The 12,601-nt window shown below is 62.2% G+C and carries 10 protein-coding genes; 5 read left to right on the forward strand and 5 right to left on the reverse strand.

The features are described 5' to 3' along the window. Window positions 1-96: 96 nt before the first annotated feature. On the reverse strand, window positions 97-765 hold the full coding sequence (locus ACI3KQ_RS09390) for a TetR/AcrR family transcriptional regulator (protein ID WP_404956961.1): 669 nt from the start codon (window positions 763-765) through the stop codon (window positions 97-99). A 186-nt stretch (window positions 766-951) separates the two neighbouring features. Here ACI3KQ_RS09390 and ACI3KQ_RS09395 point away from each other — a divergent pair, with 186 nt between their 5' ends. Further along, window positions 952-2,424 carry a protein adenylyltransferase SelO gene (locus ACI3KQ_RS09395; protein ID WP_404956963.1) on the forward strand — a complete coding sequence of 491 codons (1,473 nt, stop codon included), beginning with the start codon at window positions 952-954 and terminating at the stop codon, window positions 2,422-2,424. Between the two features lie 67 nt (window positions 2,425-2,491). Here the strand turns inward: ACI3KQ_RS09395 and rhaI are convergent, their stop codons facing one another. The 3 genes from rhaI to ACI3KQ_RS09410 are packed head-to-tail and all read right to left on the reverse strand — an operon-like array spanning window position 2,492 to window position 6,893. Next, window positions 2,492-3,787: an L-rhamnose catabolism isomerase gene (gene rhaI / locus ACI3KQ_RS09400; protein WP_404956965.1), complete on the reverse strand. Its 1,296-nt coding sequence runs from the start codon at window positions 3,785-3,787 to the stop codon at window positions 2,492-2,494. A gap of 7 nt (window positions 3,788-3,794) precedes the next feature. Then, a complete protein-coding gene (locus ACI3KQ_RS09405) occupies window positions 3,795-4,754 on the reverse strand; it encodes an alpha/beta hydrolase (RefSeq protein WP_404956967.1) in 960 nt (319 codons plus the stop codon). Window positions 4,755-4,781: 27 nt separating this feature from the next. Further along, the gene (locus ACI3KQ_RS09410; protein ID WP_404956969.1) at window positions 4,782-6,893 is read right to left on the reverse strand and encodes a bifunctional rhamnulose-1-phosphate aldolase/short-chain dehydrogenase; all 2,112 of its coding nucleotides are present in this window, start codon (window positions 6,891-6,893) and stop codon (window positions 4,782-4,784) included. 113 nt (window positions 6,894-7,006) lie between these two features. Between ACI3KQ_RS09410 and ACI3KQ_RS09415 the strand changes: the two genes are divergently transcribed. From ACI3KQ_RS09415 to ACI3KQ_RS09430, 4 genes are all read left to right on the forward strand, one after another. Next, a complete protein-coding gene (locus ACI3KQ_RS09415; protein WP_404956971.1) occupies window positions 7,007-8,431 on the forward strand; it encodes an FGGY-family carbohydrate kinase in 1,425 nt (474 codons plus the stop codon). Next, window positions 8,428-9,573 (forward strand): FMN-dependent L-lactate dehydrogenase LldD, encoded by a 1,146-nt coding sequence (lldD, locus tag ACI3KQ_RS09420; RefSeq protein WP_404956973.1) that lies wholly within the window; start codon window positions 8,428-8,430, stop codon window positions 9,571-9,573. Before ACI3KQ_RS09415 ends, lldD begins: the two co-directional genes overlap by 4 nt. Window positions 9,574-9,603: 30 nt before the next feature. Next, the gene (rhaT, locus tag ACI3KQ_RS09425; protein WP_404956974.1) at window positions 9,604-10,680 is read left to right on the forward strand and encodes an L-rhamnose/proton symporter RhaT; all 1,077 of its coding nucleotides are present in this window, start codon (window positions 9,604-9,606) and stop codon (window positions 10,678-10,680) included. Window positions 10,681-10,810: 130 nt separating this feature from the next. After that, complete coding sequence (locus ACI3KQ_RS09430; RefSeq protein WP_404956976.1) at window positions 10,811-11,602, forward strand: DeoR/GlpR family DNA-binding transcription regulator; 792 nt, start codon at window positions 10,811-10,813, stop codon at window positions 11,600-11,602. A 25-nt stretch (window positions 11,603-11,627) separates the two neighbouring features. Here ACI3KQ_RS09430 and ACI3KQ_RS09435 read toward each other — a convergent pair whose 3' ends face one another. After that, window positions 11,628-12,311: a Fe2+-dependent dioxygenase gene (locus ACI3KQ_RS09435; RefSeq protein WP_404956978.1), complete on the reverse strand. Its 684-nt coding sequence runs from the start codon at window positions 12,309-12,311 to the stop codon at window positions 11,628-11,630. Window positions 12,312-12,601 lie beyond the last annotated feature (290 nt).

Below are 12,601 nucleotides of genomic sequence, written 5' to 3' on the forward strand. Positions count from 1 at the left end.
TCGGACGCAGGTCGCGCGCTCTATTGTTTGTGATCCCATCCGTTTAAGCGCAAAACCGGTTCCCGCTTTTGCGCGCGATGCTCCAGCCCGGATCGGTCAGTGGCTTAAGGTGGAATTGGGACGGTCAGGGGATATCTGGTTCAACCGTTTTTCCAACCCCGGCAGGAACAATTCAACGACCATCGCCACATGCTCCTTACTCTGTTCAAGGGTGGGCGCAGGTTTGCCCATGATCAGGCTGGGTTGAAGCTGTCCCGACAATGCAGTGACATATATATCCGCGACAGCATGAGCTTCCTCTGTCTCCATCCCCAGTTCCTGCAACAGCTTGACCAAAGGACGACACAGATATTCCTGGCCTTGCTCCACCAAGTCGCTTGCGACGGGAAACTGGCGCGCCTCCCGCATCATCAACCCGCCTGCGGAGATGGCATAATCTGTCGTCAGCTCTTGCAGCCGATTCAGGGAATAAGCGGTAATCGCCTCTTTCAGATCAGCTGCGGGATCGATTACATAGTCCGTCAGCTCAACGGCCCTATCAGTGATCGCGGCTTGCAACAGCGCCTCTTTGTCGGCGTGCCACGCGTATAAGGTCCGTTTGGATACACCGGCCCGCACCGCAATCGCGTCCATCGTCGCGTAATGAAAGCCTTTCGTGGCGAATTCTTCGCGCGCGGCGTGCAGCACGGATGCCATCAGCTCCCTGCTCTGCTCTGCTGATGGACGTCCCACTCTTTGTGGTTGGCTCGACCCGACCTCGGCCACGGAACGCATCCCGCGACCCGCAAATGATGCTGCCATTTTCCTCTCCCCTTGGGACGCAGCCTATGATGTGTCACAGCGTTACGCAAGGTTGCTGACCATGTCCCTTTTACATCCCGATGGGATCCCCACATTGAACTTGATGACATATATATTCGTTCCCATCCCGCCCCGAACGAGCGCCCTTTCGTGACCCTGGCCTTCGACAATAGTTACGCCCGGCTTCCCGATCGATTTTTCGCCAAGGTAGCGCCCGCGCAGGCATCCCATCCCACGATCATTCGTGTCAACGAAGGCCTGGCTGCCGACCTGGGCATCGACCCACAATGGCTGAAGGGCGATGACGGGCTGCAATTGCTATCGGGCCAATCGATCGCGGCGGGGTCGGACCCGATCGCAACGGCTTATGCAGGCCATCAATTCGGCAATTTCGTGCCTCAGCTTGGCGATGGGCGGGCGATCCTGCTGGGTGAAGTGATCGACCGTCAGGGGCAGCGGCGTGATGTTCAGCTGAAAGGCGCTGGCCGCACACCCTTTTCCCGCGGAGGCGATGGCCGTGCTGCGCTGGGTCCGGTGCTGCGGGAATATGTGATGAGCGAGGCCATGGCGGCGCTCGGCATTCCCACGACCCGCGCTCTGGCTGCCGTGACGACGGGCGAATCCGTTATCCGCGAAGATGCACTGCCCGGCGCGGTTCTGACGCGGGTCGCATCCAGTCATATTCGTGTGGGCACATTCCAATTCTTCGCGGCGCGGAGGGACGTCGATGGGCTGCGCATATTGGCTGACCATGTCATCGCCCGCCACTATCCCGAAGCAGCAGACGCTCCCCGCCCCTATCGCGCGCTGCTCGACCGGGTGATCGCGGGGCAGGCCGACCTGATCGCCCGCTGGATGCTCACGGGCTTCATTCACGGAGTGATGAACACCGACAATATGTCGGTGGCTTGCGAAACAATCGACTATGGTCCCTGCGCCTTCATGGACAGTTATGATCCTGCCACGGTGTTCAGTTCGATCGACCGGGCGGGCCGCTATGCCTATGGCAATCAGCCCGGCATCGGATTGTGGAACCTGACCCGGCTGGCCGAAACCTTGCTCCCGCTGTTGAATGAGGATGAAGCAAAGGCCATTGCCGATGCGGAAGAAGCGCTCTCGCTCTATGCTCCCCATTTCCTGGATGCACAGCTTCAAGGCTTTCGCGCGAAGCTGGGCCTGCAACAACAGGCCGAAGGCGACGCGGACGTGGTCACAGAAATGCTCGACGCCATGGCCGCAAACCAGGTTGACTTCACCCTGTTCTTCCGTCGTCTGGCGGATGCAATCGAGCCGGGCGAAGGCGACGAACCCGTGCGCGGGCTGTTCGTGAATCCCCTTGCCGCCGACAAGGTGCTGGCGCGGTGGCGCGAACGATCGGCGGTAGAAGCCAGTTCGGCCATGCAGCGGCGCGACGCCATGCGAAGCGTCAATCCCGCCTTCATACCCCGCAATCACCGCGTCGAAGAAATGATCCGCGCTGCGGTGGACAAGGATGATTTCGCGCCGTTCGAACGGCTGCTTCAGGTCTTGTCCCGTCCATTCGACGACCAGCCTGAAAATGACGGATATGCTGCGCCCCCACAGGAGCATGAGCGGGTCTTGGCGACTTTCTGCGGAACTTGACGTTCCACTGGGGTAGATGAGTGCGGGGTCCCGGCTCCCCTTTCGGGAGCCGGGACCCCGCCAACCCTTAGACGATGCCAGCGCCCAAGCCGACCGGCTTGCGTTCCTGCGCCTTGCGCTCGCGCCACTTGCTCTGGCGATAAGTCGACAGCACGTCGATCGCGCCGCCCGCTTCCATGCGGGCCATCGCCAATATTGGGGCGACGTCCACATTATAGGCGCGGCGCAACGCCTGGAACGCCATCATCGTGTCGTTGGATTCCTGCGCCCCGTGCAGCGCCTGACGATCCACCAGCAGCGCCTTGGCAAAGCAGGACGTAATTGCTTCGGCCGACGACAGCATCGATTCGATCGGATCGGTCACATTATGCGACTGGTCGATCATATAGCTGGGGTTGAAACCGTCGCGCGGGTTCAGTTCCGCCTCGACCAGTTCGTTGAAGATCAGGAACAGCTGATGCGGGTTGATCGACCCCGAATCCAGGTCGTCGTCACCATATTTGCTGTCGTTGAAGTGGAAACCGCCCAACTTGTCGAAGCGATGCAGGCGGGCCACGATCTGTTCGATGTTGGTGTTGGGGGCATGGTGGCCCAAGTCCACGAGGCACTTCGCCTTGGGACCCAGTTCCTGCGCCGCCAGGATCGACGAACCCCAATCGGAAATGACGGAGGAATAAAAGGCAGGCTCGAACATCTTATGTTCCAGCAGCATCCGCCAATCGTCGGGCAGCGCGGCATAGACCTGCGCTGCCGCTTCCAGATAGCGGTCAAGGCTGCGGGCAAGGTCCTGCTGGCCGGGGAAGTTGGTGCCGTCACCGACCCAAACGGTCAGGTCGGTCGATCCCAGCTGCTTGCCGATTTCGATGCATTCGATGTTGTGTTCAACCGCCTGAGCGCGCGTTTCTGCGACGGTCGAGGACAGCGATCCGGTCGCGTAGCTGTGCGCCTGATCCTTCTGATCCTGGAACGTGTTGGAATTGACCGCGTCAAAACCCAGGCCAAGGCTCGCGGCCTCTTCACGCAGGGCCGCATAGTCGGACACCTTGTCCCAGGGGAAATGCGGCGACACGCGCGGGGTCACGCGCGACAGCTGGTTGATGACGGCGCAATCCTGCAGCTTTTCGTGGATGGTCGTCGGCTCGCCAGCGATCGGGAATTTGGCGAAGCGCGTGCCGCCACGCCCCGCGCCCCAACTGGGGACGGCAACGGAAAAACCTGCCACGCGGCCCTTGATTGCGTCGATGTCGATGCCGCGCCGTTCAAGCTGACGCCCAAGCGCCGCATAATCTTCCTCCAGCGCCGCGGTTTCGCGCGCGTTGGCTTCGGCAATCAGATCGTCGGAAAGGGGAAGGTTCGTGGTCATGATCATCTCACTTCTTGGTCTGGCTTCCGAGGAAGCCCTGCATGGCCAACCATGCATGGAATTCATCCATCAGCAGCGTTGTGGTAGTGCCGGGGCGGCCAAGGCCGAACCCGTGATAGCCCTTTTGATAGCCGTGGATTTCCACCTTCCGCTTCGCCTTGTGCCAGGCTTGAGCGATGGGAAAACCCATGGACGGGAACAGCTGGTCGTCCATGGCAATCGCGTCGAACATGGGCGGCGCATCCGCCGGTACGGCGACGGCGGTCTGGGGGCCGTAGATATAGCCGAAAAAGGCGGGTCGCTGATCCGCCGGAGCCTGTATCACGCTATTGAGCGCCGTTATCGCGCCTGCGGAAAAGCCGATCATGCCGACGCGCGCAGGATCAACGCCCCATTTTGCCGCGTCCGCCCGAACCATCCGCAACGCGGTGATCGCATCTTCCGTCGCTTCGGGCTTTTCCAGCCTGGGCGCGTCCGGCCCGCCGCGAACAGCCGCGGCGATCTTCGCCGCCATCGCGCGAACTGCTTCCTTCGGATCGGCAGGGGTCGGGATCAGGCGATATTTCAGGACAAAGGCCGCGATGCCGCGATCGGCCAGCTGCCGGGCGACCTTATAACCTTCATGATCCATCGATAAGGCCATGAAGCCACCGCCCGGCGCAACCACCACCGCCGCGCCATTCGCCTTGCCTGGATCCGGCAGGAAAGGCGTCAGCGTCGGGACCGTGACATTGCGCACGGAACGGCCCTCGCCCGGATTTATGTTCCAGACTTCGGTGTCCGCAACCTTGGCCTTCTTCCCCTTGGACTGCGGGTAGAGCGGGATGGCTCCCGGCTCTGCCATGGGCGCGGCAGCAGACGCAGCGGCGACAGCCTTCGTCCCATCGGCCCGCGCAACGGCGCCACCGGGCAATGTCGCGGCCACTACCGCCAGCATCAACCCGGTCCGCCGACCCCATATTTTCATTGTCGCCATCATCCTCTCCCGTGGTGATTAGCGAGTGAAGGCCTGTGCGTTCCCCGCGTCAACGTTGATCATGTTGCCGGTCGATTTTGCCGACATGTCCGACGCCAGGAAATAGACGGCCTCGGCGATGTCCGACGGCAGCACATCACGCTTCAGCATGGAACGCTGGCGATAATGTTCTTCCAGTTCACGGCCCGAATCGATGCCATGCGCGCCCGCGCGTTCCTTGCGCCAGTCGCCGTCCCAGATCTTGGAACCCTTGATCACCGCATCGGGATTGACGACGTTCACGCGGATGCCCGACGGCGCGCCTTCCAGCGCCAGGCAGCGGGCCAGGTGATTGGCCGCCGCCTTTGCCGAAGCGTAGGCCGATGCGTTGGTCGCCGCGGCGACGCCGTTCTTCGACCCGATGAAGACGATCGATGCGCCCCCTTGATCCTTCATCCGCTTCATCAAGGGGAAAGCCGCGCGCGCTGTCAGGAAATAGCCTTCCGCCAGAACGTCATAATTTTTGCGCCACAGGGCGACGGTGGTTTCCTCGATCGGTGCGGACGAAGCGATGCCCGCATTGGCGACCAATATGTCCAGCCCGCCAAACTCACGCGCGCAGGCGTCGAAAGCCGACTGCACCTGCGCTTCGTCAGTCACGTCGACGACAGAGGCGCGGACGACATCCTTGCCGAACTGCTTGGCGAAACCGGCACGGACATTTTCAACCGCGTCCGCATCGCGGTCGGCCAGCATCACGCAGGCGCCATCTGCCAGCAGCCGGGCGGCAGTAGCCGCACCGATGCCGCCAGCGCCGCCGGTGACGAGCGCGATCTTGCCGACCAACGGCTTGGGGCTGGGCATGCGCTGGAGCTTTGCTTCTTCCAGCAGCCAATATTCGATGTCGAACGCTTCCTGCTCGTCCAGCGCGATATAGTCGCCAATCGCTTCGGACCCGCGCATCACATTGATGGCGTTGCCGTAAAATTCACCGGCCAGGCGCGCCGTCGTCTTGTCAGTGGCGAAGGTGAAGCGACCCACGCCCGGCACCAGCACGACGACCGGGTTGGAATCGCGCATCGCGGGCGAATTCGCGCGCTTGCACCGATCATAATAAGCGCCGTAGAGCTTGCGATAATCCTCGATATTTTCCGCCAGATAGGCGTCATCCTGAAGCCGCGCGGGATCCAGCGTCAGCGGCGCGATCTTGGTGCGCAGAAAATGGTCCGGGCATGACGTGCCCAGCGCGGCCAATCGGTCGAAATCGACCGAACCGACGAACTCAAGCGCTTCGGCATCGTCCGAAAAATGGCCCAGCTTGGCACGTGCGCCCGTCATGAAACCGCGCAAGCGGGGCATGAGGTCGGCGGCAATAGCGGCGCGGTCCGGGTTCGGCGCGACTTTGCGACCACCAAAGGCAGGCTTGCCCTCCAGCTTCGCATTCAGGTGGCTCGCCGCGTCGGCAATCAGCCGAACGGTATGTTCATAGCAGCTCTTGGCCGTATCGGCCCAGCAGATGATGCCGTGACCGGCCAGCATGACGCCTTCCAGGCCAGGGTTGGCCTTCACATAATCGCGCAGCTGCACGCCCAGCGTATAGCCGGGGCGTTTCCAGCCGAGCCAGCCGATCTTGCCGCCCCAGATTTCCCTGGTCGCCTGTTCCCCGCCTGACGATGCAGCCAGCGCGATGATCGCGTCGGGGTGGACATGGTCGACATGGGCGAAGGGCAGCAGGGAATGCAGCGGCGTGTCGATCGACGCGGCGCGGCCATTCAGGTTGAAGGTGCAGTGCGGCAGATATCCGACCATCTTGTCGTCGTCCTGCTCGCCGCCATAATGATCTTCCAGGCTGAGCAGCTTGTCCTGGTAAAGTGTCGCAAAACCGTCCAGCTTCATCGACCCGATGTCGCCGCCCGAACCCTTTACCCACAGCACTTCAACCTTTTCGCCGGTCAGCGGATCGGTTTCCATGATCTTGGCCGAAGTGTTGCCGCCGCCAAAATTGGTGACGGTAAGGTCGGAACCCAGCAGGTTGGACCGATATAGCAGCAGTTCCGCCGGGCTCATCGAAGAGGCGGCCGAATCGTCCCAGCGACTGGTGGGAACGGCAAAGGGAATGGCGGAATCTGCAGCGTTGGTCGGAGCGTTCATGATGTACCTTCAACTGAAATGCGATGTGCAGCGTGCGTTCTAGCTATCATTTTCGCTGGAAATGATCAATCACGATTGATAATGATCATTTTCGATAAGTGTGATTTGGAGAGATGCAGTTGGATTCGGGCGCCTTCATCGTCATCGACATGGGCAAGACGCTGAGCAAGGTCAGCCTCTGGTCGCGTGACGGCCAAATGCTGGACCGGCAAACCCGCCCGAACATTGTTTGCACCGTGGACGATATCCGCCGCCTGGACGCCGATGGCATTGGCGACTGGGTGCTGGACATGCTTGCCCGCCACGCCGATCAGCCGATCGAGGCCATCATTCCGGTGGGCCATGGGGCGGCGGTCGCTGCCCTCGCAAATCATGGGGAAGGCGCGCGGGGGACATTGGCATTCCCGCCATTCGATTATGAACAACCGGTGCCGCCTGCGGTCATGGCGGCTTACCGCAAGGAACGCGACGCCTTTGCCATCACCGGATCGCCCGCACTACCAGACGGTCTGAATTTCGGCAGCCATCTATGGTGGATGGATCAGCTCTATCCCGACGCCATGCGCGACGCCACCTTGCTGCCCTGGGCGCAATATTGGGCATGGTTCCTGACTGGCCGCGCGGTTAGCGAAGTGACCAGCCTTGGCTGCCACAGCGATGTATGGGCGCCTGCCAGCAGCGATTTTTCGCCGATGGCGGTGCGGCTGGGTTGGGCAGAACGCTTCGCACCGGTGGTGGCCGCTGGCGACACGGTTGGCACGATATCCGCCGATGTCGCCGCGCGCACGGGTCTGCCACAGACGGTCAGGGTTCTGGCGGGTCTTCACGATTCCAACGCAGCACTGCTGGCCGCCCGCGGCTTTGCAGAGATTGCCCGCAACGAAGCCACGGTGCTGTCGACCGGCACCTGGTTCATCGCCATGCGCCTGCCCGTCCAGCCCGTGGAGACAGGATCGCTACCGGAATCGCGCGACTGTCTGGTCAATGTCGATGCTTATGGCCAGCCGGTCCCATCGGCCCGTTTCATGGGCGGCCGAGAGATCGAGACGCTGATCGAGATCGACACGCGACGCGTGGACATAAAGCCCGACCAGCCCGCCCTGCTGGCCGCCGTCGACCATTTGCTGGCGGACCCGGTCATGATCCTGCCGACGCTGGCCCCCGGCTTTGGTCCTTTCCCGGACCTCACGTGCCGCTGGGTCAACCGACCCGAAGACTGGTATGCGCGACGCGCCGCCGCCTGCCTCTATGCCGCATTGGTCGCCGATTATTCGCTGGACCTGATTGGCGCGGAACAAAGGCTGCTGGTCGAAGGAAGGTTTGCCGAAGCCGAAGTGTTCGTCCGCGCGCTTGCCGCATTGCGCCCGGACACGCAGGTCTATACCGCCAACGCCCATAATGATGTCTCGTTCGGTGCGCTGCGCCTCATCGATCCCGCGCTCAAACCCAACGGGTCGCTACGTCAGGTGGAGCCGCTGTCAGGCGACCTTATGGCCTATCGCGCCCGCTGGCGCGCGGAATTGGAGATGCCTGCATGATCGCCGCATCCGTTAGTGACTTTCGCGAACTGGCGCGCCGACGGCTGCCGCATTTCCTGTTCGAATATATTGACGGCGGCTCTTATGCCGAAGTGACCCTGCGCCGGAATGTCGCGGACCTGGAAGCCGTCGCCTTGCGCCAGCGGGTGCTGCGCGACATGTCCAGCCTGGACCTGACGACCAGCTTGTTCGGGCAAAAGCTGGCAATGCCGGTTGCGCTGGCGCCGATCGGCCTTGCTGGAATGAACGCCCGGCGCGGTGAATGTCAGGCGGTGCGCGCCGCGGACAAGGCGGGCATCCCTTTCACGCTGTCGACCGTGTCCGCCTGCGCCCTGTCGGAAGTCGCGGCCGCCGCTACCCAGCCCTTCTGGTTCCAGCTCTACATGATCCGCGATCGCGCGTTCATGCGGGACCTGATGGCGCAAGCGGTGGAGGCGAAATGTTCGGCCCTGGTCTTCACCGTGGACATGCCGGTGCCCGGCAGCCGCTACCGCGATTATCATTCCGGCCTCGCCGGTGCGCCGGGACTGAAGGGCGCGTTGCGGCGAACAATCCAGAGCGCGATGAAGCCCGATTGGGCATGGGACGTCGGCGTGCGGGGGCGCCCCCATGCGCTGGGCAATGTCGCCCCCGTGCTGAAGGGAAAGACCGGGATCGAGGATTTCTTTGCCTGGATGCGGGACAATTTCGACAATTCCATCAACTGGCGGGACCTGGATTTCATCCGGTCGGAATGGAAAGGTCCGCTGATCATCAAGGGATTGCTGGACCCGGAAGACGCGAAGGAAGCGGCGGCAATCGGCGCCGATGGCATCATCGTGTCCAACCATGGCGGACGGCAACTGGATGGTGTGCTTTCCACCGCTCGCGCCCTGCCCCCCATTGCTGACGCGGTGGGTGACCGGCTGACCGTGCTGGCCGATGGCGGGGTCCGTTCGGGGCTCGACGTCGTGCGCATGCTCGCGCTGGGGGCCAAGGGCGTGCTGCTGGGCCGGGCGTGGGTCTTTGCCCTGGCCGCCAGGGGGCAAGCGGGTGTCGAACAGATGCTCGCCATGATCGAAGCGGAAATGCGCGTGGCGATGACGCTGACGGGCATGAGGTCAATCGACGAAATCAGCCGGCTCGCGCTGGCGGACGACTGAACTAGAAAACAAACTGGAGGACAGGATCCAATGGGCGGCAATCCGGCGCTGGGCGTCATCTTTCACTGGCTGGGCGGTTTCGCGTCGGCCAGTTTTTACGTCCCCTACAAGCGGATCAACCGCTGGTCGTGGGAGATTTTCTGGCTGGCGGGCGGCCTGTTTTCCTGGGCAGTCGCGCCCTGGCTTTTCGCTTCGCTTCAGACCCGCGACCTGTTGGGCGTCCTGTCCGCGACGCCGCGCGACACATTGTTCTGGTGCTGGTTCTGGGGCGCGATGTGGGGCTTTGGCGGCCTGACCTTCGGGTTGACCATGCGCTACCTTGGCCTGTCGCTGGGCATGGCGGTTGCGCTGGGCCTGACCACCGTGATCGGAACGCTTGGGCCGCCAATCTTTCGCGGGACGATGGGCGAAATTGCATCGACCATCAGCGGCCAGATCACTCTGGTCGGGATCGTCATTACCCTGATCGGCATCGTCGTGGTCGCCCGCGCTGGCAAGGCGAAGGAACGGGACCTGGCCGGAGCGAAGTCGGAAGGGGTCGCTGAGTTCAACCTGAGAAAGGGCATATTGATCGCCATATTTTCGGGCGTGATGTCGGGCTGCTTTGCCTGGGGGCTGGATGCGGGTCAGCCGATCCGCGACCTGACCCTGGCCGCCGGGACCGACCCGTTGAGCCAGGGCCTGCCGGTATTGTGTGTCGTGCTGGCCGGGGGGCTGACCACCAACGCCCTGTGGTGCAGCTATCTGATCGCGAAGAACAAGAGCGCTGGCCAGTTCCTGGGCACACCGTCCGATCCCGAACGGGGCGGGCGTGCGCCGCTGCTCACCAACTATCTGCTCGCGGCGCTCGGTGGGACGCTCTGGTACTTCCAGTTCTTCTTCTACACGATGGGCGAAAGCCAGATGGGGCGTTATGGATTTTCATCCTGGACGCTGCACATGGCGTCGATCATCCTGTTTTCGACCCTGTGGGGCTTTGCGCTGCGGGAATGGAAGGGCGCAAGCAAGAGCACGCGGCGGACGGTCTGGACCGGCATTGGCCTGCTGGTGGGCGCTACCATTGTGATCGGCGCGGGCAACATGCTGGGGGTGCAGGCGGGCCATTGAGAAAATCGGCGCGAAATCCATTGTATATCCGCTAGCCAGCGATGGATTTCGCCTCGCTGCCATTGCATAAGCTACGCCGCCGAGGGGACGCCCCTTCGGCGGCGCACCAGCAAAGGACGTAACGGACAAGATGCATGCGGCGGAACGCGAAAGCCTGATTTTAGACGCGCTGCGGCTCAGCGGGTTCATTTCCTATCGCGATCTGGAAGCGCAGCTGGACGCATCCCCCGCCACAATACGCCGTGACCTCACGCGTCTGGAGGAGCATGGCCATATCGTGCGCGTGCATGGCGGGGCCAAGGTAGCGACGTCGGCCTCCGCCGCCTTGGCGGAACCGCCGATCCATCTGTCGGGCAGGCCCTTCGACCAGTCGATCAGCGAAAATCTGGCACAGAAACAGGCCATCGGTCGTGCCGCCGCCGCCCTGTGCGGACCGGGCGAAGGCATCATGGTCGACGGCGGCACGACCACATTGCAAATGTGTCCTTGTTTGGCGGGCCTTAATCTTCAGGTGCTGACCAATTCGCTGCACATCGTCAACGCGCTGCTGCCCCAGGCCGGAACACGCATCCTGCTGCCGTCGGGCACCCTGTTCCGGGAACAGAACATCATCCTTGCCCCGGCAGGCGAAGACAGCATGCCGCATTTTCACGCGCCCAAATTGTTCATGGGCGCCGCCGCCGTTGGCCCGCGCGGCGTAATGCAGCAGGACGTTATCCTGGTCGCAGCCGAACGCAGGCTGGTGGACCGGGCGGAACAGGTCATATTGATGGTCGACAGTTCGAAATTCGTTTCCTCCTCCGGCGCGATTGTATGCCGGCTGGATGAGGTCGACACGCTGATCACCGACGCGGGCATCAGCGCAGAGGCCGCCGATATGGTGCGTCAGGCGGGGATTGATCTGATCATCGCGCAGGATTGATGCGCGGGCCGTCGGCGCTGCGCCTTCAGGCGTCGGCCCAGCGGCGGAGCAAATTGTGATAGACGCCGGTCAGCCGGATGATTTCCGCATTATCCTGACCAACAATTGTGGCCAGTGACTGAATACTGCTGTCCAGGTCGAACAAAGTCTGTCGCGCGCTGTCGTCGCGGACCATCGATTGCAGCCAGAAAAAGCTGGCGACCCTGCGACCGCTTGTAACCGGATTGACCCGGTGCAGCGACGATGACGGGTAGAGCACTGCATGGCCCGCAGGCAGCTTCACTTGCTGCGCGCCAAATTGCGTCTCTACGATGATTTCGCCGCCCACATAGCTGTCGGGGTCTTCCAGAAATACCGTCATCGACAGGTCCGACCGCACCCGAAAGCCGCTGCCCGCCTGAATACGGACGGCGCTGTCGACATGAACGCCAAAGCCCTGCCCGCCCGCATAGCTGTTGAACAAGGGCGGGAATATCTTGAGCGGCAGAGCCGCCGCAATGAACAGCGGATTGCGACCCAGCGCTTCCAGAATCATCTGCCCTGCCTGTCGGGCTTCGGGGGCATCTTCCGGCAACTGCAGGTTATTCTTGGCAAGTGCGGACTGATGACCCGACGTCACATTGCCATCCACCCATTGCGCAGCGTCAATCAGCGCCCGGATATCCCTAAGCTGGCGGCCATCGAGCAGGTCAGAGATGATCGTCAGCATGAAAATTCCCCGCTCAATAAGGTCCTTTGGACTGTGCCAGCAGCGCAGCGCCTGAATGGATCACGGCGCACAGGCAGGTGCGCGACCAATCAACCCAACCCGGCTATTGCGACTGGTTTTCAAAGTCAAATATTATGAGGGGCTGCCGGACATGCCGACAAACAGCGCTGATGAGATTTCCGAAAGGGGGGGGTAACCCGGGCAATGCAGGCGCGTGCAGTCGCCAATCATTGCCCGGGAAAACATTGTCATGAATCCCTAAGGGATGACAACGTTGTCCGACCGCTCTA

This window comes from Sphingobium sp. ZW T5_29 (assembly GCF_044987515.1).
GTDB lineage: Bacteria > Pseudomonadota > Alphaproteobacteria > Sphingomonadales > Sphingomonadaceae > Sphingobium.